The sequence below is a fragment of the Mesorhizobium sp. WSM4817 genome, from assembly GCF_055811135.1.
The window spans coordinates 25,287-43,665 of sequence record NZ_JBVVQQ010000033.1; the positions used below are offsets into that span (position 1 = coordinate 25,287).

The following is an 18,379-nucleotide window of genomic DNA, read 5'->3' on the forward strand; positions in this document are numbered from 1 at the left end:
TAACGCTGGGAGAGAAAATTTATGGTGCGCTGCAACAAAGATATTGCAATGCACAAGATTTGCCTTTATATTGCCATCATACATGAACGAGACGGCTTTCTTATCGAAGCCGCTACCACTGCAAAGGATGGAAAATTGTCCAGGACCAAGACCGCTGATACTATCGAAAACGTTGAATTCCCGAGCTTCGACGCTTCCAAGGCCACCGACCAGATCCGTGCTTTCGCCGAAAAGGGCGTCGAGCAGTCGAAAGAGGCCTATGCCAAGCTGAAGACCGGCGCCGAAGAGACCCAGAAGGCCCTTGAGTCCACCTTTGAGACCGCCAAGACCGTTTCCAACGACCTGTCGCTCAAGACCATTGCCGCTCTGCGCGCCAATACTGAAGCCGGCTTGTCGCATTTCGAAGCTCTGATCGGCGCCAAGTCGCTGTCGGAAGTCGTCGAACTGCAGACCGCATTCCTGCGCAAGCAGGTCGAGATGACTGTCGAGCAGGCAAAGGATTTCCAGACCGTCGCCTCCAAGGCGGCCGAGGACGTCTCCAAGCCGATCAAGACCGCCTTCGAGAAGGCGATGAAGGAAGTTAAGATCGCCTAATATTTGCGCAGAGTTCGAAGATGCAACAAAAGGTCGCATTTCTTCGAACAGGATTATGTGAGATATAGTGGTCCAAGCGAATACCCGGCGGGTGGAACCTCCTCCCTCTGCTCTCCGGGATGACCAGCCAGCACCTCCTCCCGCTGGCTCGGAACAGGAAAAGGCCGGCACCTCCTCCCGCCGGCCTTTTTCTTTGCCCGGCGAATATGATGTCGGTGCCGGAGCACCCTTTGCCTACAGCGCCGGGCGCCTTCCTGGACGCGCAAAGCACGCCGCGGAACCCTGGGATTTTGCGCATGATCCCCAGCGAAATCGATTCTGATTTTCCGGGCCATGCGCGGCCAAAAGCCTTGAATTAAACTCCGATAGCCCGTATGGACGCATCGCCGAACGACAGAGCGGGTCTCGGAGGATGAACGTTCCATCCCGCTCAGGCGAACGTGCCGTTGTAGCTCAGATGGTTAGAGCGCCGGATTGTGGATCCGGAGGTCGCTGGTTCGATCCCAGCCAACGGTACCATTGGTGCACGGTCGCCTTCTTCGGTTTCGGTCGCTTCTCTTGGCTACAGATGTCCGTTCTTACGGAGGGACCGGTCGGTGCCCCGCTTGGTTCGGATTCCTGATGCATGTTGCGCAAAAGCATGCCCTCGGGCCTGACCCGAGGGTGCGCAGCGTAAAGCGCGTCGCATGAATTCCTTCAAACGCGACGCGCTTTAGCCTTTGTCGAGCTTCCGAGTAACGGCGAAGTGATGCGAGATTTAGTTACCCACCATCTCAGGCGACACGTGCGGCGAAGATGTCCTTCTTCACCACCGCATGCACCCCCCAGTTTCCATCGACGACCTGGGTGATGCCGAAGTCTACTCCGATCGACATCAGGGAAATCGCCTCGTCCTCTGTCAATCCTTTGGTTGTCATGAGGAAGTGGCGCATCTTCCGGAACGCATCGCGCAGCGCTCTGTCGACAGACGACTTCGAATAGATGTCGCTCTGAGCGCTCGGTCCCAGTTCCTCAAGATAGTTGGCGTAGGAAAACCCATGCACCAGCCAGTCCGTTTGCGTCTCGAGCATGGGGTAATTGAGCTCCTCGAGCGGTGTGCCGGCTAGGTCCGCTTTCTTGTGCAAGATGAGCTGGAACGTGCCGGTGAGCGAGCATTCGATCGCCGTCCCGCATAATTCGCTGTCGCCTTGGCTGGCATGGGGATCACCGACCGAGAGCAGCGCGCCGTCGACGGAGACCGGATAATACATCGTGGCGCCCTTGCCGATGCGCCAGTTATCGATGTTGCCGCCGGTGTAGCTCGGCGGGATGGTGTCTACGACGTCCGCTTCTTTCGGTGCCAGTCCGATCGTGCCAAAATGCGGGCGAATGGGCAGTCTCACGCCCTTCAGCACATCGTAGTTTCGTTTGGTCAGGCTGTGGTCGACCGGAACCCCGGGATAGTCGATCGTGTCATGCCTGACGCCAAACGGGTCAGTCTGCGGCACCCATTGGAAATTGTAGACCGCTTCAGCCCAGCTTTTGCCGCCGGCAACGTCGACCTCGTAGATGGTGACGACCTCGCGCTTGGTGCCGTCAAGCAGGTCATTGTAGTGGAAGCCCCAATTGGCCGCCGCGTTGGAGCCATATGATTTGCCGCTGAACTTGGGATTGCCAGAGGGACGCGGCCCGCAATCGAGAATCCGCACCTCTAATATGTCGCCCGGCTCCGCGTTGCGGACATAGACCGGGCCGGTCATGATGTGCACGCCCTGCCCCTCACCAGAACCTTTCTTGTACTTGGCCGGGTCGGTAGGGCCGGCACCGCGGCGGTCGACGCCCTTCTTCTCTTTCGTCCAGAGATAGACGCTCTCTGCACCCTCGTCGCCGTCAACCATGCGCTCCAGGTCATCGCCCGCATGGTGGGTGAGCGACTCGATCGTGACGATGTCGCCGGAATTGACCTCGATGCGCGGCTTCAGTGATTTGCTGAAGTAGCCCCAATGCACGGTCTCGGCGTTGGCCGGCAAATAATGATAGGCGCGTTGTGCAGGCAGCTTCGATGACGTGGCCTGCGCCAGTGCGGGTGTGACCAGCGAGATGCCACCGGCGCCCAGCGTGGCCAGACCGCTGGCCGCGAACAGGCCCCCCTTCAGAAAGCCGCGTCGCTCGGCATTTAGATCTTGCTTCAACTTGTTATAGTGAAGCTCGAAATGCGGACAGCTGATATCATCGCCTTTGCACATGAACAGTCCCCTTGTTTTTGTTGGAAGGAATGTGCGCGATTTTATGCATCACGCGCGCCATCGGCAATCCAGCCAGCCGGCCGCGAAATCAATGCATCGCGCTGTTGCCTAAATAAATACGGGTCAATTCAATGGCTTACGCTCACGCCGGCAAGACCGGCGAGCTTGAGCTCCGCCTGGTGACAGGGTAAAGTCAAGAGATTGTTCGCATGCGCACAAATACTGTCGCCGGCGTCGCGCTAAAGTGAATCTCGGCGGGCGGGTCGCCTGATGGACGTAACGCGCCCCGGAAAGGCCGCTGCAGTATGCAACAAGGACCCTCTTCTCTTATGGTTGCGGCTCTGCGATCGATCGACCATCTGCCCCTCGAACACCGCGACAAGGCGTGGCTCGACTGGTTTGAGGAGCTTTCGCTTTCCGCGTCTGTCGACGACCAGCCGATCCCGAGAGGCACCATGCACCTGCGGGCAGCGAACGCCACCACGCGCCTCGCCGACGTCTCTGGTACACCCCAGCGCATCGTGCCGATGCGCCGGGACCACGGGATTCTATTCGCTCTCATCGTTGCTGGGCGCGGGCGTCTTGTCGCCCCGCACCAGGCGTTCGATCTCGCTGACGGCGACATGATGGTGCTCGGCACGGCCGACGACTGGTCTATGACCTTTCGCAGTGACTTCCGCGCGTTCATACTTCAGGCGGCCGCCGGTCCGCTGGGAGCACGGCTGGGCCGCAGCGGCATCCGCTTGCCGAAGGTGCTAGGCAGCACCGTCGTCGCTGCGGTTGCGAAATCCGCATTGCGAACGCTGGGCTCCAATCTCGAGACTTCCGGTGCGGCCGATCTGACAGCCGCCGAAGTGGCTTTGACGGAACTCGTGGCAAGCGCCCTGCTTGGCGAGGTACGCGAGCCCGCTGGCAGCCTGACCGGGGTGCAAACGGCGCATTTCAGGCGCGTCGCGGCGACGATTGACGCCCGGCTGTCGGACCCGGATCTGGCCTTGGCCCTGATCGCGAGACTGGAAGGGCTTTCCATACGCTACGCGCAAAAACTGTTCGAGGGGCGCGGCGAAAGCTTCTCCGAATATGTGCGCCAGCAGCGCCTCGAACATTGCCGCATCGACCTGGCGGATCCCAACCATGCACATGAAAGCGTGGCCGCGATCGGACAGCGCTGGGGCTTTCGCGATCAATCGCATTTCAGCCGCACTTTCGGCGCGACGTTTGGAATGAGTCCCAGGCAGGTGAGGCGCGCTAGGTTGCAGACGGAGGAAGCTTATCCGCTGCGAGGCAAACCGGACGGCCGCAAGTCGGCGGCGGCGCGGCCGGCCCCGATGCTGCGGGCCGCTGTGGATCGCCCACCAACGGCAAGAGCCCGCGAACGCACGGACCATTGGCATTTGCCAGCAACAGCGGAGACCGTGCATTGGGGCTTTTTCAGCCGCTCGCTGCCTCCGGTGTTGCGCGTCGATCCGGGCGATTCAGTCACCGTTGAGACACTCACTCAGCACGCGGGCGACGACTGGCAGCGGATGGTGGCGGGTGACAGCGGGGCTGAAAGCGTGTTCGATTGGTCACCCGAACACAAGCGCGTCGACCGTCGCGGGGCCGGTCCGGCAAACGCTTCCATCTTCGGGCGCGGCGCTGGCGAGGGGTTCGGCGTTCACATTATGACTGGCCCGATCTATGTGCGCGGCGCCGAGCCCGGCGACGTGCTCGAGATCGAGTTCGTCGAAATTCGGCCACGGCCGAGCGCTGCCTTTCCCGGCAAGGCCTTCGCATCGAACGTATCGGCGTGGTGGGGGTATCAGTATCACGACCTTCTGGACCGGGATGCCAAACGCGAAACGGTGACTATCTTCGAGATCGACATGCGGTGCCCGGCCGCAGCGCGGCCGCTGTACAGCTACGAATGGCAGCCGCAGACCGACCCCTTCGGCGTTGTCCACGCGACGATCGACTATCCTGGCATACCCGTCGACCACAGCAAGGTTTCGCATCGCGACTTGAGTGGTAGCGGCGTGCGCATACCGGCGCGCCTGCATTTCGGGTGCATCGCGGTGGCTCCGCGCGAGGCCGACCTGGTCGATTCCATCCCGCCGGGCTATTTCGGCGGCAATATCGACAATTGGAGGATCGGAGCCGGCGCGAAGCTTTATTTGCCCGTTGCGGTTCAGGGCGCACTGCTCTCGCTCGGCGATGGGCATTTCGCGCAGGCGGACGGCGAGATCAACGGCACGGGTCTTGAGTGTTCGCTGACCGGCGACATCATCATCAAGCTGCACAAGGCGGGCGAAGTGTGCCCGGCTTTCCTGCGCGGTCTCAACTCGCCGCTCATCGAAACCGAGCACAGCTGGGTGATACAGAGTTTTAGCCATCCCAACTACCTCAGGGACCTCGGCAGCAACGCGCAGTCGGACGTCTACAAGACATCCACCATCGAGTTGGCGCTGCGCAACGCCTTCCGCCAGACGCGCCGATTCATCATGCAGACATACGATCTCACGGAGGACGAGGTGTTGAGCATCATGTCGCTTGCCGCCGACTTCGGCATTACGCAAGTCGCCGACGGAAATTTCGGCGTGCACGCCACGATCACCAAGGCCGTGTTCGGCGAGCGACAGCACAGCCAGCGTACCGCTCGCCCCTGACCCCCCATGATCAGAGATCACGCAGCGGTTTCATTGGTGGCGTGTGCCCTCACAACTCCGTGGCGTGCTCTTTTAGTGTCACCTCAAGCGCCTGGCTTAGCGGCACCGCCTTGGAGAATAGGAAGCCCTGAGCAGTTCTGCAGCCGAGCTTGTACAGAATTTGCCGGTCCGCCTCTGTTTCGACGCCCTCGGCCATGACATCGATCCCGAGCGCCCGACCAAGATCGATCACCGTTTTGACAAGCAGCCGGTCCTCCCGAGACTTGGCCAAGCCGCGGATGAAGCCTTGGTCTATTTTCACCTTGCGTATCCGACTGTCCTTGAGCGACGCCAACGTGGAAAAGCCGGTGCCGAAGTCATCGAGCGCGATGGAAATTCCGGCATGTGAAAGCCGTCCGAGCTTTTCATCCAGTCTTTCCGGGTCCACTGGAGATTCTTCGGTAATCTCGATTTCGAACATCGTTGCCGGAAGGTCTTTTGCCGCCAGACCATTCAGAACCATGTCGTCGATATCGCCGGCTTCCAATTCGCGCGGTGAAACATTCATTGCCACACGAACATCTCGACGGTCAGCTTTCACCAAGCCGTCGATAAGAGCACAACAGTCGGAGAATACCGTTTGCGTTAACAGTTGAAGCATTCCGGTTTCGCGTGCGGCTGTCATGATTTCGGGTGGAGAGATGGAACCATGGATCGGATGGGACCACCTCAGCAAGGCTTCAAAACCGATCACGGCCTCGGTATCGAGTCTCACGATGGGCTGGAACCAAGGTGCCACCCTTCTCGCCTCTATCGCTGAATGAAGGTCGCGTTCGATGGACTGGCGACGTTGCAATTCCCTGTCGAGTTCGGCATCGAACAGGCGAAATTCGTTCCTGCCACGACGCTTGGCCGTGTAGAGGGCGACATCCGCCCGCAGCAACATTTCCGTCAGCCCCGGCCTTTCAGCCAGGTATATTCCGATCGATGCACCGATCCGGACGGACGCGACCTCACGATAGGGGCTGGCGACTTTGGCTATGATATTGGATGCGAGGGTACTGGGAGAAAGCGAACTCCTGAATGAGGGAAAAAACAGCACGAACTCATCGCCGCCGATACGGGCGAGCGTTGAGCCTGCCGGCGCTGCCTGCTCGATGCGGCGGGCGATCATGATGAGCAGTTCATCACCGGTCCTGTGACCGTAGGTATCGTTGACAGATTTGAAGCCGTCCAGATCAATCAGCATTGCAACGAACGGGCCGTCCGTATTCTCGAGCTGATTGATCGCGTGTTCGAGGCCCCGTCTGTTGAGAAGGGCCGTTAGGTGGTCCTCCCTGGAATTGCGCTCCATTTCCGCCGCAAGCCGCTCGGCCTCATGTCTCAGGCGGCTTGCTTCGCGGAAGCGGGCTTGCCCTACAAACGAGCCTCGAACCAAGCCGCCCACGAAGAGCAGAACGGCAAAGGCCAGAATGTAATCTTCAAAGTTGCCTTTCGCCAACAGGCAACCCATCGCGATCACAAGCGGCGGCGTAATGAAGTTGATCGCGGCCGCGGCATATGAACTGCCGTATGTAACCGCACCAGCTGAGATGCCCGCCAGAATAATCAGATGCAGCGGCGCTTGCGGCGTTGTGTAGCCAACGGTAAGGACGGCAAGAAAGGACCAGGCAAACCCTGACAGAAGAGCAAGGATGCCAAACCAGCGAAGCCGCTGCGAAATCCCTGTTAAATCGCCCTGATCCCCCGTCTCGTTTAGCTGATAACGGGCGAGTCCGAGGCGGGCGGCATTTATCGCATTGATAACCAGGAACCAGATTGCGGCGGCAAAGCCTCCGCCAGAAAAGGCCTGCACCGTCAAAATCAGGCCTGATAGCATAGTGCTTATCGGCATCGATACGAAGAGACCGGCCTTCAGATCAGCAAGCTGATCCTGAAGGATTCTGGCCTCCAGCGCGTTTTCTTTCTTTAGGGCCATAGACCAGTCGGTTCGCTTCCCATGCCGATTCGCAACGTAAGCTTATGCAAGCCCACTGAAGGACGGGTTAACTACTCAGCTTGTATCAGCCTTCTGCGAGGCCTTTGTATGAATCCTCCTCATTTGTGCGGTGATAGAGAACATGGATCGGCAGCATCCTGACGCTCGGGAATAACTTAAGGCGCGTCGCATGCATCCGTTCAAACGCGACGTGCTTAGGGGCCGCGCTGCCTACCTGTCAGCCGCAATCGTCGCCTGCAGCCATTGCGTGATGGCGTCGAAAGCGATCGGTCTGGTCGTGTCGACGTCAAGCAGCGGTCCGCGCCGCAGCGGCTCGGCGCGCTTGGCCAGTTCGATCAGTTCGGGGATGTAGGCCGCGCCGGGATGGCCGGCGGGACGCTGGTCGAGCCGTGCGCGATAGCGCTCGGCCAGAACCTCGCCGGGCGCATGGCACCAGATCTCGGCGGTCTGCTCGACGCCGGCGCTGCGCAGGTGATCCTCGAGCACCTGGCGCGGTTGGAAGCCGAACCAGGCGTCGATGACAAATATGGCGCCCGCCGGGGCCTCGCCGACGACCGACCAGATGGCCTGGTAACTGGCGCGGCCGAGTATACGGTTGAATTCGCGATCGCCGCCGCCGAGCACTTCCAGGAACGGGTTCTTGATCGTATCGAGTGCCAGCAATGGCCAGCCCATGTGCGCGGCGATGCCGCGCGAGACCGTGCTTTTGCCGCTGGCGGGGATGCCGTTGACGAGCACGGCGCGCCGGCCGGACACGGCGCGCCTGGTGCGATCGAGCCGGGCGGTCGGCAAGGATACTGGCGAGGCTTCTCCAACTTCTGATTGTGCAACTGCCGGTTGCTCGGCGAGCGCTTGCAGACCGGCGCCGATGACCCCGGCGTCGTCACCCAGTTGCGCCGCTTCCACCGGGCATTGGTACCAGGGCGCCAGGGCAGGAGCCCTGGCAAGCGCCCGATGGGCCGCCAGGCCAAGTCCGCCGCCGAGCAGCACCAGGTCGGGGTCGAACATGGCCACGGTCGTATCGATTGCCGCACGCAGCGGCCCGGCCCAGGCTTCCAGTATACCGCGCGCCAAGGGATCGCCGCCCGCATCCCGGGCAAAAAGCTGATCGACCGAAACGTCCGGACCGAGGCCTGCCCGCGCGATGTGACGGCCAAGCGCCGTGCCTGAGCTGGTGGTTTCAACGCAGCCGCGCCGGCCGCAGATGCACGCTTCGCCTGATAGGTCGACGGTGATATGGCCGAGCTGCCCCGCCGTCCCTTTGCCGCGGACGATCCGCCGGTCCTGGACCACGGCACCGCCAATGCCGGTCCCGATCGTGAACATGACGATGCTTTCATGGCCTCTGGCAGCGCCGAGGGCCATTTCCGCGACCAGTGCCATGTTGCAGTCATTGTCGATCACCACGGGCTTGCCCGCCAGGCTTTCCAGTCGTTGCGCAGGGGAGACCGAGGCGAGGTTGACATAGCCCCCTGACAAGACCGCGCCAAGCCGCGCATCGACGCGGCCGGGGACGCCGATGCCGATGGCCGCAACTTCGGGACAATCGAGCCGGCGCACCATTTCGGCGATCCGGGAGAGCACGAGCTCGGGGTCCGGCGCGCTTTTCTCGGAAATGCGCTCGAGGATTTCGCCCGTGCCGGAAACACGGGCGGCGCGCAGATTGGTGCCGCCGATATCGATTCCTATGGCCATCGAACCAGAGCCTGTTCCATTTCGACTAAATCGAAATGGGGCTCTATCTTGCTGTTTGACCATGATCTTCTCCGAAAACCGGTCCCCACTTTTCGGGATCATGGTCAGAGGCATGACGTCCCGTGCGTGCCTGGTGTGAACGTCGGATAGCTACAGCGCCGCGCATCCTGGTGCGCACAGGACGCTATAGTACTTTGATTTGCGCATGATCCTTTTCGAAGATCGACTTCGATTTTGCATCCGCGGACCTTCGGTTCGGGGTCATCTGCTAAGCGGCTTGCTGCCGGTAGTTTCCGATCACCGCCTGAAGCTCGCGCAATCTCGACACCGCGATAGTCCTGAGCCTTTCACGCTGAATGTCACGGTCGAGCGAGATGCAGTCCTTCCACAGCGACCGGCCGGCGATGACGCCTGACGCGCCGTTCCGCATCGCGATCTCGACCTGGCCCAGGAAGGTTGCGTGGTTGACGCCGGCGGAGAGGACCGCCCAAGGCACCTCGCCGGCCATGCTGCTGATCCTGGCGCAGGCTTCCGGCGTTCCGGGATAAGGAAGCTTGAGCACCTTTGCCCCGCATTCCAGCGAAATACGGGTGCCCTCTTCGACGAGCCAGGGGATCTTGGCCGTATACTCTTCAAGGCTTTCCGCTTCGAGCTGATAGGTCAGGAACTCGACGACGAGCAGGAGGTCCTCTTGCGCGAAATCGGCGATGCATTGGCGCAGAATGGCGACATTATGCTCGTTCGCCTCAGGCCTGTCGGGCCTGAGATAGACCATGATCTTGCCGCCGGTGCCGCCGAGCTCGCGCACGCGGCGCGCGCCGATGCCGGGAACGAGACGCGACAGGCGGTAGCCGGCAGGCGAGACGTCGAAGCCCGAAGCGTCGAGGCCGATGAGCAGAGCCGTATCGCGGCTCAGCACCCCGTCATCGACAACCCGCGGCACCGCGCAGAGCGGGTCGAGCAGCACGCAGGATGCCTGGCTGGCGAGGTATCGCGTGATGTCCGACTTGGTGTCGCCCAGCATGTCGTCGGTGATCTTGGCCTGTTCTTCAGGGTCCGCCGCAAGCAAGCTCCGCATGCCGCCGCGCTGGTCACAGGCGATGGCCATCATCGCCCCGTCCTTGCCGCATATCTGCTGGTAGCCGCGCAACTCTGCGGTCGTCATCTTTGTCATGGGTCTTCTGTCCGATGTTGGCGCCCATTCACCGGGGCGCAGATCAGTGGAAACAAGAAAGGTTCAGTTTTACCTGCCTCCCGACAGGAGGTTTTGCCGCTTTGCTGCGCTATCGGACCGAGAAATTCGGCCTTGGCCGCAATCTGCCGTGGAAACCAGCCCACGTTGCGAGTCAGCCGGATTTGCGCGATAACTCCCATCGGTCGATGGGTCTGTAACACATTGCTGAAAGGAATTGCAAGCTGTCTGCACCTCCCGCACAAGATGCAGCCGCATCGCGGACGATGCTGCATACGGTCGCCAAACTGCACTATGAGGCGGACATGTCGCAGGTCGATATCGCGCGGCGGCTTGGCGTCTCCACCGCGACAATATCGCGCCTCCTGCAGCGGGCGAGAGCGGAGGGCATCGTGCGGATCGAAGTTCTCGATCTTGCAACCCCCGAAGGCATCACCACGCAACTGGTTGAGGCACTCGGGCTGCGTGACGCGGCGGTCATCGAAACGCCGTCAGCCGGTGCGCTGGCGGCGCTCGCTGCGCCGCTCGGCGCCTTGCTCAAGCAAGCGGGACTGACGGCCGGCAAGGTCGTCGCCATCGGCTGGGGGCGAGCCATTCGCGAGGTGATCCAGGCAGGCCTGCCGCGCATTCCCGGCGTTCTTACCGTCGCTGCCACCGGCGGCATGCAGCAGCAGGCGGCGCATTTTCAGATCAACGAGTTTGTGCGGCTGGCCGCAGAAGAGCTGGGCGGGACGCCGCATTTCATCCATGCGCCCTATCTGCCGTCGTCCGAATTGCGTGAGGTCTTCCTCGGCGATGCGGCCATCCGCGACAGCGTCGCGCTTTGGGACCGGACCGACGTTGCGATCGTCGGCATCGGCCTGCCCCATGCCATCAATCCGCCCGAAGCGAGCGCGGCCACGCTGAGCGAACAGGCCTTGTTTCATGCGGCGGGAGACGTCATCCGCCACTACTTCGACGCCGAAGGCAAGCTCATCCCGTGGGAGGGGGAGGGCCGGATGATCGCAATGTCGCCGGCCCAGCTTCGAGCCGTCCCGCTGGTGATCGGCGTTGCCGCCTCGCCGGAGAAGGCGAAGGCGATCATAGGTGCCGTCCGCGCCAGGCTCATCAATGCTCTGGTGACGGACACGAAGACGGCCCAGGCCATTCTCGAGGCTCTCTTGCCCCGATAATGCTGGGCACGCCGATACGTGACATCGGCACGGCTGATCGATTCCAGACCGATCGACACCCAACCCGCAGCCGCGAAATCATCGCCGCGAAATCATCAGTTGTGTCGTCAAGGCGTTGGGGCAATAGTCTGCGGGAGGGGCTCTGCGGAGCAGACAGATGGTGTCCGGTTTGAAAGCGTTTCGACCCGGAAATGCGGTTGCAATTTCTTTCAGCAAAGTGTTACAACATAGCAGCTAGGCAAGCATGCGCGCCGACCGGCGCATTTTCCTGCACCTTGCGGAGGCTCGTAACGGGACTGCGCAGCAGGGTGGTCGGTTTCGACGGTCGATTTAATGACTGGGGCGCTTGGGAGGAGGCTGCCCCATAACAGCAAGCAGGCGAAACCCGCTTCTCGCCGCCAGCACTTCACAGAGCCGGGACGACTCGCAACGGCAAAATCTGCCAACATTAGGAGGAGGATGTTATGAAGAAGATTGTTGCCGCTCTGGCGGCTCTCGCCATCTGCGCAGCGGCGCTGGTCACGCCCGCATTGGCGCAGGACAAAAAATACACCATTGCGCTCATTCCGGGTCTTACCACCGACGGCTTTTACATCACCATGCGCAAGGGAGCCCAGGCGGCAGCCGATGCCCTTGGTGTGACCCTGGTTTTCCAGGGCGCCCCGGATTTCAATCCGGTAACGCAAGTCCCCGTGCTTGACGCGGTCATCGCCAAGAAGCCGGATGCCATCCTGATCGCGCCGACCGACAAGGTTCAATTGGTCGAACCCCTGCGCAAGGCCCATGACGCCGGCATTCCGGTGATCACCGTCGACACCTTCATCGGCAGCGGCGTCTACCAGACCGGCGCCGGCGAGGCGGATTTCCCACTGTCCTATATTGCCTCCGACAACATTCTGGGCGGCGAGATCGCCGCGCGGGCATTGGCCAAGGCCATAGGCGACAAGGGCAAGGTCTACGTTTCGAACGTCAAGCCCGGCATTTCGACCACCGACCAGCGTGAAGAGGGCTTCAAGAAGGAGATGGCGGCCAACCATACCGGCATCACCGTTCTCGAAACCCAGTTCAACGACAATGACGCCAACAAGGCCGCCTCGCAGCTGCAGGCTGTGTTCGCGCGCAATCCCGATCTCGTCGGGGTGTTCGGCGCAAACCTGTTCTCGGCGCTTGGCGCGGCGAATGGCGTCCAGCAGGCCGGGCAGACCGGCACCGTCAAGGTCGTGGCGTTCGACGCGCCGACCAGCATTGCCGACAACATCAACTCTGGCCTTGTCGACGTCGCGATTGCCCAGCATCCCGCGGAAATCGGCTATTTCGGCGTCGTGTCGGCCTATGCCCATCTGACCGGCCAGTCGATCCCGGTTGCGATCGGCACCGGCTTTACGATCATGGACAAGGCCAACATCGCCGACCCGAACATCTCGAAATACCTCTATTCCGAATAAGTCCAGCCAGTCTCCTTCCGGCCTGCCGGAAGGAGACCTGCGCCGGGTCGCTTTGACCCTGTTTGTCGGAGGCCGCTCTGCGGATCGGAACCATCCATGACTTCAACATCACCAACCGAAACGCATGTCGCTCCTCAGGCGGATCACGGTGATCCGGCCAGGAGCTGGCTCGCACGCATCGCCGAAGGGCGCGCCTGGCTGTTCCTTGCGGGCCTGATCATCTGTTTCGAGGTCTGGTCGAGGCTCTCCTTCGGCGCGACCTTCGTGCTCAACCCGTTCAACGTGCAGTCCATTGCGATATTCGCCGTGGCGCCGTTGCTGCTGGCGACCGGGCAGACCTTCGTCATCATTTCGGGAGGCATCGACCTCTCGCTGGGTTTCATCATGGGTCTCGCGGCCGTCGTCGCCGCCCACGCTACGAATATGGCTGGCGTCGCCATGCCGGTGCCTCTGGCCATGATGTTGGGCATTCTGGCGGCCGTGATCGTCGCCGGCGTGCCTGGCGTCATCAATGGCTTGCTGATCTCGCGCCTCAGAATTCCCCCTTTTATCGGCACGCTTGGCATGTTTGGCGTGGCGCGCGGCGCTGCGTTCCTGCTGGCCGGCGGCACGACGGTGCCGGTCCAGAATTCCTGGTTCGCGCTGCTTGGCAACGGCAGGTTCTACGGGGTGCCTTATCTCGTCATCATTGCCGCCGTCTTTGTCGTGGTGATGCACTACATCCTGAGCCAGACCCGGTTCGGCCAGCATAACTACGCCATCGGCGCCAATGTGCAGGCGGCGCGCCGCGCCGGCATCGACATCAGGGGCCACATCCTGCGCCTCTACGTGCTTTCGGCGATGTGCGCCGGCCTCGGGGGCGCGCTCTATGCAGCGCGCTTCACCGCGGGCGCCGCCCAGGCCGGCGAACCCTTGCTGCTGGACAGCGTGGCAGCCGTGGTAATCGGCGGCGCCAGCCTGTTCGGTGGCTCAGGCACCATCTTCGGGACGGTCGCCGGCGCCTTGGTCATCGCGGTCATTCAATACGGGCTGGTTTTCGTCAATGTCGAGCCGTTCTGGCAGTTCATCGCCGTCGGCCTCGTCATCATTATCTCCGTCCTTATCGACCAGGCGCAGCGCCGGTTCAGTGGAGCTCGCCAGGATGAATAGTTCCGAACAAACCGCCCCCCTCCTCGAAGTCCGGCACCTTTCCAAGCATTTCGGCGCGGTACAGGCGCTGAACGATTTCTCCATGGCCGTGCGGCCGGGCGAAGTGGTGGCGCTGGCCGGCGACAACGGCGCCGGCAAGACGACGCTGATCAAGGCGATATCGGGCGTCTTTCAGCCGACCGGCGGTGAAATTCTGCTGAGGGGGCAGCCGGTCACCTTCGCGACGCCGCAGGAGGCGCGCGAAAAAGGCATCGAGACCATTTATCAGGATCTCGCTCTCGCCGACAATTTGTCCATCGGCGCCAATATCTTCCTCGGGCGTGAACCCATGCGCAAGGCTTTCGGTTTCTTGCCGGTGCTCGATCGCAAGGCGATGGCCGTCGCCGCCAAGCAGACGATGGGACGGCTGGACTTCCATGTCAGCCGGCTCGACGCCCCGGTCAGCAATTTCTCCGGCGGTCAACGGCAGGCCGTTGCCATCGGCCGGGCCGTCTACTGGGATGCGCAGATCCTGATCATGGACGAACCGACCGCGGCCCTCGGGGTGCCGGAGCAGCGCAAGGTCATCTCGCTCATCCACCAGCTCAAGGCGCAAGGCCGGGGAGTGATCTTCATCTCGCACAATCTGCAGGACATTTTCGCCGTTTCCGACCGTATCGTCGTGCTGCGCCGCGGCATCCAGGCCGGCGAGCGCAAGATTTCGGAGACTAATCATGACGAAGTCGTCAAGCTTATGGTTGGCGGATAGGCCGAGCGCCCGCCCGATTTCCGGCGAAACATGCTCGCCCCGACGGTGACAAAATGCCATCCAGATACGCTCGGCGCGGCGGAAGGAAGCAGGACGGCGAGCAGGGTCGACATTGCCTGAGGATGTCACTATATAGCGGCGGCTTTGGCCGCGTACCCTAGGGTTGCGCAGCGAATGGCGCCGCAAACGTGCCGCGTAATGTGATACCTATTGTCATACAAATTGACTGGTTTGCCGGAAAATAACAAGTAGAAACAATGGCGCGATCCGGCACCTGATCCCAGCCAACGGTGCCAGTCTGCTCAGGAAAATAGAATCTCCTTCAGAATTAGAATGTGCTCCTTGAACCTTCGATTTCCGTCAGCCCTGTGGAGCTTGGGCAAGATCGGCTTGCCGGGTGACGGCGACTCGGTTGGAATAGGAGCGTGCATCTTTTCGGGGATGCCGGCGTTTATGATTACCAACCGGCGCAGCCGCCAGGGAACAGCAGCATGAGCGAACACGCGATCGAGTTCTTGCAGGAGTGGATCGGCGAAAAGGTCCACTGCCAGTCCTCGCTGGACAGGATCGAGGAGCAGGCCGAGACCCTCGCCAAGGAATGCGCGGCGAAGGCTGCTGAGGCCGGCATACCGCTGGAGGATATCCAGGAAGAGGTCGGCGACATTCAGGAACTTATCGCGTCGAGGCTGGAAGAGGCGGCTGAGGCCGACCAGGACGAAAAGAATTCGGACAAGCCTGCCGAGTGACATGCCGACCCGGCAAAAGGCGTCTATTCACCTGTACGACGCGTGACACGCCACACAGTTCTACTTTCCCTGCCTAGCCCCGAATTTGCTCTTGAGCCATGCCTTTGGCAGCGCCGGCACGAAATTGCCGTCGCGCCCGGTCATGTCGTCATTGGCGACCAGCGCATTGAGGATCGCTTCCTCCACACTTCCGATCACGGCGTCGAAGAACGGATCGATGTCGGTATCCGGGATAAAGTCGGCGCTGGCGATGCGGCCTGGCGGCGCCAGCGCCGCCTCGCGGTTGGCGGTCGAAAAGGCCAGGAAAATATCGCCCGAGCTGTGATAGCCGAAGCCGCCGGTCATGGCGACGCCGAGCGGCATCCGGCGTGCCAAGCGCTTCATCTGATGCGGCAGCAACGGCGCATCGGTGGCGACGATCCCGATGATCGAGCCCTTCTCGGCGCGCGGCGTGCTTTCGTGGATCGCCGGTGCCACGAGATCGGGCCCGGCGCGCAGGCCGCGAATGGTAAAATTGCTCCGCGTGCCGAAATTCGCCTGCACGAACGCGCCGACCGTGTAGCGCCGGCCGTACCATTCGACGAGGCGCGATGCCGTGCCGGAGCCTGCCTTGAAACCGAAGGCGATCATGCCGGTGCCGCCGCCGACGCTGCCTTCCTCGATCGATCCGCTGGTCGCGCCATCGAGGGCCGCGGCGACATGCTCAAACCCGAGATGGTGGCCATTGATGTCGTTCAGGAAGCCGTCATAGGTCTCCGCCGCCACCGGCAGGCCCCAGCCGCTGTCGAGCGCGGCCGGCAGCACGCGCTGCATCCAGCGCAGCGTTCCGTCGCGTGAAACGCCGCAGGATGGTGATCGGAAAATCGAAGGCACCGGTTTCCTCGATGATGTGCGAGCCGGTCAATTCGCCATTGCCGTTCTGGCCGAAAATGCCGGCAAACACCGGCGTGGCCAGTTCGGCGCGCGGTCTGGGCAGGATGGCGGTCACGCCGGTGCGCACCGGCCCCTCGCCGACCACCAGCGCACCTTCGCCCGAAATCAGCGTCGAATAACCGACCGCAACGCCAGCCACATCGGTGATGGCGTTGAACGGTCCGGGCGTGCCGTCAAACGAATGCCGAAGGCTCGCGCGCGCTGCTTGCCGGAAGGCGTCGTCTGGTGATGTGGATTGCCGGAAATCATCGGCGCTCAAAACAGCGAGCCTTGGCTGCCAGGCTCCTTGGCTTTGGGGGCCGGCTTTGCAACAGTTTTCGGCCGTGCCGCGCCGCTGGTCGCAACCGCATCGGCGGTTCCGTCGGCGAACTCCAGCGAAAGTGCCATCCCCGGCGCCACTTCCGCCGCTTGATTGATCACTGCGCCGTCGGCATCTTTCACCAGTGCGAAGCCGCGCGCCAGCACCGCCTTGTGCGACAGCGTCGCCAGCAGCCGGTCGGCCTGGGTCAGTTTCCCGCGCAAACGCTCGAGCCGCACCGAAATCACCCGGTCCTGCCGCCGCGACAGCGCCGTCAGGGCATCTGCCTGCAATTTCTGCCGCCTTGCGAGCGGCGCCGGCGACAGCCGCGCCGCGGTGCGCGAAAACCGCGTTCGCCGCTCGCGCACGATGGCGAAGAACGCCGCTTGCGCGCGGCCAAGGTCGCGGCCGGCCAGTGTGCGGGCCTCGTTCATGCGTCGCGACAGGGTGGCTGGCGTCAGCCGCTGCGCCTGAAGCCTGGCTCGCTTGCGCTGGACGCTGACGGACAGCGCTCGGCCAAGCCGGCTCGTCGCCTCGTCGAAACGTCGGCGCGGCAATGCCAGCAACTGGTCGGGCGAGGGCAGCGCCCGGGTGGCGGCACGCACCGCCTGGCGCTTGCGCTCGAAATTGCGCGACACCGCGGCCTTGAGCCGCGCACCAAGGCCGGCAAGCGTCACTTCGAGGTCGGCGCGTACGGGCACGGCGATTTCGGCGGCACCCGTCGGTGTCGGCGCCCGCACATCCGCCGCCAAGTCGATCAGCGTCCAGTCCGTTTCATGGCCGACGGCGGAAATCACCGGAATGCGCGAGGCGGCGACGGCGCGGGCCAGCGCCTCGTCATTGAACCCCCAAAGATCCTCGAGGCTGCCGCCGCCGCGCGCCACGATCAGCAGGTCGGGCTGCGGGATGACGCCATCCTGCGCCAGTCCGTTGAAGCCGTTGACGGCGGCGGTTACTTCCGCGCCGGCCGTTTCGCCCTGCACTCGCACCGGCCAGACCAGCACATGCAGCGGAAACCGGTCCTTGATCCGGTGGATGATGTCGCGGATGACAGAGCCTGTCGGCGAGGTGACGACGCCGATGACGCACGGCATGAACGGCAGCAAGCGCTTGCGGCCGGCATCGAACAGGCCTTCGGACTGCAGCCGGCGCTTGCGCTCTTCCAGCAGAGCCATCAGCGCCCCGGCGCCGGCGGGCTCCAGATTGTCGATGACGATCTGGTAGGTGGACTTTCCGGGATAGGTGGTGAGCCGGCCGGTGGCGATCACCTCCATGCCTTCTTCAGGGCGGAATTTCAGCCGGCCCATTGTGGTCTTCCAGACCACGGCGTCGAGCCGTGCGCGGTCGTCCTTGAGGCAGAAATAGGCATGGCCGGAGGAGTGCGGCCCGCGATAGCCTGATATTTCGCCGCGCACCCGGACATTGCCGAAGACGTCCTCGACCGTGCGCTTCAGCGCGCCGGAAATCTCGCTGACCGTGTATTCGGTGGCGTTGGTACGTGATTCGGATGCAGCGTCGCTCATTAGCCGATTGGGGGGCGGTTGTTGGCCGGCGTCAAG

At 62.3% G+C, this 18,379-nt stretch carries 12 protein-coding genes, 1 tRNA gene and 1 pseudogene; 8 read left to right on the forward strand and 6 right to left on the reverse strand.

The window, feature by feature from the left end; translation table 11 throughout:
• Positions 1–135 precede the first annotated feature (135 nt).
• Complete coding sequence (locus AC0L2K_RS30580; protein WP_128166139.1) at positions 136–594, forward strand: phasin; 459 nt, start codon at positions 136–138, stop codon at positions 592–594.
• A 442-nt stretch (positions 595–1,036) separates the two neighbouring features.
• Positions 1,037–1,113, forward strand: a tRNA-His gene (locus tag AC0L2K_RS30585).
• Positions 1,114–1,367: 254 nt separating this feature from the next.
• Here the strand turns inward: AC0L2K_RS30585 and AC0L2K_RS30590 are convergent.
• Positions 1,368–2,819, reverse strand: coding sequence for an acetamidase/formamidase family protein (locus tag AC0L2K_RS30590; protein ID WP_023800326.1), 1,452 nt, complete (start codon positions 2,817–2,819; stop codon positions 1,368–1,370).
• A gap of 329 nt (positions 2,820–3,148) precedes the next feature.
• Here AC0L2K_RS30590 and AC0L2K_RS30595 point away from each other — a divergent pair, with 329 nt between their 5' ends.
• Positions 3,149–5,464 carry an acetamidase/formamidase family protein gene (locus AC0L2K_RS30595; protein ID WP_473533164.1) on the forward strand — a complete coding sequence of 772 codons (2,316 nt, stop codon included), beginning with the start codon at positions 3,149–3,151 and terminating at the stop codon, positions 5,462–5,464.
• 49 nt (positions 5,465–5,513) lie between these two features.
• Here the strand turns inward: AC0L2K_RS30595 and AC0L2K_RS30600 are convergent, their stop codons facing one another.
• The 3 genes from AC0L2K_RS30600 to AC0L2K_RS30610 form a co-directional block, all read right to left on the reverse strand.
• Positions 5,514–7,421, reverse strand: a complete 1,908-nt coding sequence (locus AC0L2K_RS30600) for a putative bifunctional diguanylate cyclase/phosphodiesterase (RefSeq protein WP_473533165.1) — start codon at positions 7,419–7,421, stop codon at positions 5,514–5,516.
• Between the two features lie 231 nt (positions 7,422–7,652).
• Positions 7,653–9,137, reverse strand: coding sequence for an ROK family protein (locus AC0L2K_RS30605; RefSeq protein WP_473533166.1), 1,485 nt, complete (start codon positions 9,135–9,137; stop codon positions 7,653–7,655).
• Positions 9,138–9,405: 268 nt separating this feature from the next.
• Complete coding sequence (locus tag AC0L2K_RS30610) at positions 9,406–10,311, reverse strand: tagatose-bisphosphate aldolase (RefSeq protein ID WP_473533167.1); 906 nt, start codon at positions 10,309–10,311, stop codon at positions 9,406–9,408.
• A gap of 284 nt (positions 10,312–10,595) precedes the next feature.
• On the opposite strand from AC0L2K_RS30610, the gene AC0L2K_RS30615 reads away from it, so the two are divergent.
• The 5 genes from AC0L2K_RS30615 (at position 10,596) to AC0L2K_RS30635 (ending at position 15,589) form a co-directional block, all read left to right on the forward strand.
• Entirely contained in the window at positions 10,596–11,501 is a 906-nt protein-coding gene (locus AC0L2K_RS30615) for a sugar-binding transcriptional regulator (RefSeq protein ID WP_023800329.1), read from the forward strand.
• Positions 11,502–11,965: 464 nt separating this feature from the next.
• Positions 11,966–12,946, forward strand: coding sequence for an ABC transporter substrate-binding protein (locus AC0L2K_RS30620; protein ID WP_128175240.1), 981 nt, complete (start codon positions 11,966–11,968; stop codon positions 12,944–12,946).
• 96 nt (positions 12,947–13,042) lie between these two features.
• On the forward strand, positions 13,043–14,095 hold the full coding sequence (locus AC0L2K_RS30625; protein ID WP_027156329.1) for an ABC transporter permease subunit: 1,053 nt from the start codon (positions 13,043–13,045) through the stop codon (positions 14,093–14,095).
• Complete coding sequence (locus AC0L2K_RS30630; RefSeq protein WP_128175238.1) at positions 14,088–14,843, forward strand: ATP-binding cassette domain-containing protein; 756 nt, start codon at positions 14,088–14,090, stop codon at positions 14,841–14,843. Before AC0L2K_RS30625 ends, AC0L2K_RS30630 begins: the two co-directional genes overlap by 8 nt.
• A 491-nt stretch (positions 14,844–15,334) precedes the next feature.
• Positions 15,335–15,589 (forward strand): DUF768 domain-containing protein, encoded by a 255-nt coding sequence (locus AC0L2K_RS30635; RefSeq protein WP_287173149.1) that lies wholly within the window; start codon positions 15,335–15,337, stop codon positions 15,587–15,589.
• Between the two features lie 60 nt (positions 15,590–15,649).
• Here AC0L2K_RS30635 and AC0L2K_RS30640 read toward each other — a convergent pair.
• Both AC0L2K_RS30640 and xseA read right to left on the reverse strand, forming a co-directional pair.
• Positions 15,650–16,768 (reverse strand): annotated as a pseudogene (locus tag AC0L2K_RS30640) (DmpA family aminopeptidase).
• 9 nt (positions 16,769–16,777) lie between these two features.
• Complete coding sequence (gene xseA / locus AC0L2K_RS30645; protein ID WP_287173152.1) at positions 16,778–18,343, reverse strand: exodeoxyribonuclease VII large subunit; 1,566 nt, start codon at positions 18,341–18,343, stop codon at positions 16,778–16,780.
• Positions 18,344–18,379 lie beyond the last annotated feature (36 nt).

What these genes read in the sequence shown, in the direction of transcription:
- AC0L2K_RS30590 (WP_023800326.1), bottom strand. Translation starts at nt 2,819, where the DNA reads ATGTGCAAAGGCGATGATATCAGCTGTCCGCATTTCGAGCTTCACTAT.
- AC0L2K_RS30595 (WP_473533164.1), top strand. Translation starts at nt 3,149, where the DNA reads ATGGTTGCGGCTCTGCGATCGATCGACCATCTGCCCCTCGAACACCGC.
- AC0L2K_RS30600 (WP_473533165.1), bottom strand. Translation starts at nt 7,421, where the DNA reads ATGGCCCTAAAGAAAGAAAACGCGCTGGAGGCCAGAATCCTTCAGGAT.
- AC0L2K_RS30605 (WP_473533166.1), bottom strand. Translation starts at nt 9,137, where the DNA reads ATGGCCATAGGAATCGATATCGGCGGCACCAATCTGCGCGCCGCCCGT.
- AC0L2K_RS30610 (WP_473533167.1), bottom strand. Translation starts at nt 10,311, where the DNA reads ATGACAAAGATGACGACCGCAGAGTTGCGCGGCTACCAGCAGATATGC.
- AC0L2K_RS30615 (WP_023800329.1), top strand. Translation starts at nt 10,596, where the DNA reads ATGCTGCATACGGTCGCCAAACTGCACTATGAGGCGGACATGTCGCAG.
- AC0L2K_RS30620 (WP_128175240.1), top strand. Translation starts at nt 11,966, where the DNA reads ATGAAGAAGATTGTTGCCGCTCTGGCGGCTCTCGCCATCTGCGCAGCG.
- AC0L2K_RS30625 (WP_027156329.1), top strand. Translation starts at nt 13,043, where the DNA reads ATGACTTCAACATCACCAACCGAAACGCATGTCGCTCCTCAGGCGGAT.
- AC0L2K_RS30630 (WP_128175238.1), top strand. Translation starts at nt 14,088, where the DNA reads ATGAATAGTTCCGAACAAACCGCCCCCCTCCTCGAAGTCCGGCACCTT.
- AC0L2K_RS30635 (WP_287173149.1), top strand. Translation starts at nt 15,335, where the DNA reads ATGAGCGAACACGCGATCGAGTTCTTGCAGGAGTGGATCGGCGAAAAG.
- xseA (WP_287173152.1), bottom strand. Translation starts at nt 18,343, where the DNA reads ATGAGCGACGCTGCATCCGAATCACGTACCAACGCCACCGAATACACG.